This is a genomic window from uncultured Gimesia sp. (genome assembly GCF_937919775.1).
GTDB lineage: Bacteria > Planctomycetota > Planctomycetia > Planctomycetales > Planctomycetaceae > Gimesia.
Window position 1 is genome coordinate 1 of sequence record NZ_CALFPF010000209.1, and the last position, 1,684, is coordinate 1,684.

The window sequence follows — 1,684 nt, forward strand, 5'->3', positions numbered from 1 at the left end:
CGACCCATCGATTGAATTTGCTGATTGCCTACTTTTTCCCTATTGCCACGCTAAGCACCATTTTCGGATCGAATTTTCGTCATGGATATGAACAGTATATGACTCCTTATCCGTTCTGGATCATGGTGGGAGCTGGTCTGTTATTGGGATTTGTCATTCATTTATTTTTAATGCAGGGAGCAGCGAAGAAAAAAATCTAATTATATTTGGGGGATTTGGCTTTTCATCCAGTCCGATTTAAATCCACACAACGTCTTCAGCATTTGCTCTCGCAGTAGCGGCGTCTGACTCATCACCGGTAAGAAAATGTCACGCCCCCAGCCTTTGATAAAACCGTCCGATTGAAAAAAGGGAGTTAACCAGCGCGTCATCTGTTGATAAAAGTGGATTTTATTCTTCCGTAGCGATTCGTACAGCAAACAGGCCGAGCGAAATTCTGTTTTCTGTTTGAGGCACTCTGAAAACGTCCACACATCCTCCAGCGCAAGGTTCGCCCCCTGTCCCAGATGCGGACTTGTGGGATGAGCCGCATCTCCCAGAAAAACAATGCGATCTGCCCACCAGGATTTCATCGACACACTACGATATGTCGTGAATGTCAATTCTTCGAACGAATGGATGCGCGACACCAGTTCTTCCGATAACGGACAAAGTTCCAGAACTTCGTTTTTCCAGACTTCGATCCCCTGTTGTTGATAATTCTCAAACTGAGCCACTGTTAATCCCCAGAAGAAACTGCACTCCGAATTACCGATCGGTAAGAGCCCTGCCAGTTTTTTCGTTCCCTCGACCACTTGAAATAATCGGTCATTCACCGCAGTGCAACCGCCGGTTGTCCAGAGAGCCCCATATTCATACTCAACAGTTTGATGGACAATGCCCGAAGCACTCCGTAAAGCGGAGCGAGATCCATCTGAAGCTACAATAAAATCAAACGGCTCTGTACGCTCTTTCGATTTCAGTTCCAGAGAAACGCCTGACTTCGAAACATGGTAACCCGCAATCCGCGCATTTTCACGAATCACCGTTCCGGCCTGTTTCGCCAAAGACAGTAAAACGCTGAATAACAGACCGCGATGTACGCCCAGACCGTAGAGATCCGAGCGCAGATTCTGATACTCCAACCGGATCAGTCGCTTACCAGTGTGCTTGAGCGCTTCAATGGAATTCAGTGGGGCAGACTGTCGATAAATGTCCTCATAAATTCCCAGAGATTTCAGGACGGACTGACCGATCGGCTGGATGAGAATCCCCGCTCCCACAGGACCACAGTGCTCTGACTGTTCAAAAATAGTGACTTCATGCCCCTGTTGAGAAAGCAGATAGCCTGCCGCAGTTCCCGCGATGCCACATCCTGCGATTGCAATTTTCATGAAACAGATTCGATCAGAACTGAGTGAACGACAACCGGCGATTTGAAGAAAACCAGATTCAATTCATAGCGAGTTGCGGGCTTTTTGAGAAGCCGGGATTCTGTTTCCGGGTGTCGCTTTCTTTTCTGACAACGATTGCCTATCTTAAATAAAGACATACTGATCTGTGAAAACCAGTGCTCAATTGCAAACATACTTCCTTTGTTGGAACCTATCTTATCATTTGACTACGCTGAATTGAGAACTGCCTCGTCAGCAAAGAAAATGGGCCAGCCCTGGTCAAGAATTCTTAGGATTACTTTAAAGGCGGA

At 46.8% G+C, this 1,684-nt stretch carries 1 protein-coding gene and 1 pseudogene; one reads left to right on the forward strand and one right to left on the reverse strand.

Annotated elements, in window-relative coordinates:
• Positions 1-200: pseudogene (locus Q0294_RS05540) on the forward strand (hypothetical protein); the annotation flags it as partial.
• Here the strand turns inward: Q0294_RS05540 and Q0294_RS05545 are convergent.
• A complete protein-coding gene (locus tag Q0294_RS05545; protein ID WP_299461735.1) occupies positions 201-1,373 on the reverse strand; it encodes an NAD(P)/FAD-dependent oxidoreductase in 1,173 nt (390 codons plus the stop codon). It abuts the pseudogene before it with no gap.
• Between the last annotated feature and the right edge of the window lie 311 nt (positions 1,374-1,684).

Excerpts from the sequence above, each read along its gene's own strand:
- Q0294_RS05545 (WP_299461735.1), bottom strand. The coding sequence starts at position 1,373 with ATGAAAATTGCAATCGCAGGATGTGGCATCGCGGGAACTGCGGCAGGC.